Below are 890 nucleotides of genomic sequence, written 5' to 3' on the forward strand. Positions count from 1 at the left end.
CGCGGGATGAAGGCGGCGGTGTCGGACACCTCGCAGGTCAGGACCCGGTGGCGGACGAGGCGGAGTTCGATCGGTCCGGTGCCGTGGCATATGGCGTTGGTGACGAGTTCGCTGACGATGAGTTTTGTGGCGTCCTCGAGGCCTTCCAGGCCCCATTCCGTCAGCTGGTGTGCGGCGAGTCTGCGGGCGTGGCAGACGGCTGAGCGGTCGCCGGGCAGGGCCCAGGTGACCACCCGGCTGGGATCGAGGGAGCGGGTCCGGACGAGCAGGAGGGTGACGTCGTCGCAGGGAGCCTGGTCGGGAAGGGTCCTGGTCGCGATGTCGCAGAGGTCGTCGAGGGTTCGGTCCGGCTGGGCGAGGGCGGTGCCCAGGCGGTGCATTCCCTCTTCGATGTCGTGGTCGCGGGTCCCGATCAGGCCGTCGGTGTACAGGGCGAGGACGCTGCCCTCGGCCAGTTCCAGCTCCACCGAGTCGAAGGGTTCCCCCAGTCCGACACCGAGCGGGGTCCCGGTGGGGATGTCGGGATACGAGACGCGCCCTTGCGGGTCGATGATCGCGGGCGGGGGGTGTCCGGCCGATGCCATGGTGCAGCGGCGGGTGGCGGGGTCGTAGACGGCGTAGAGGCAGGTGGCGCCGGCCACCGCGGTGGGCGGGTCCGGGAGATCGCAGTCCTCCTCGCCCAGTCGCTGGACGGTGTCGTCGAGTTGGGCGAGCAGTTCGTCGGGGGGCAGTTCCATGTCGGCGAGGGTGTGGACGGCGGTACGGAGCCTGCCCATGGTCGCGGCGGCGTGGAGACCGTGCCCGACCACGTCGCCGACGACGAGTGCCACCCGTGCGCCGGACAGCGGGATCACGTCGAACCAGTCACCGCCGACGCCGTGGTCCACATC

Annotated in this window: 1 protein-coding gene; it reads right to left on the bottom strand. The window is 70.8% G+C overall.

Annotation, left to right across the window (positions count from 1 at the left end; all coding sequences use genetic code 11):
- Positions 1–890 (bottom strand): SpoIIE family protein phosphatase (locus ADL25_RS12390; protein WP_159044916.1); only part of this gene is annotated, 890 nt, incomplete at both ends.

Source organism: Streptomyces sp. NRRL F-5122, from assembly GCF_001507435.1.
Classification (GTDB): Bacteria; Actinomycetota; Actinomycetes; order Streptomycetales; family Streptomycetaceae; genus Streptomyces; species Streptomyces lannensis.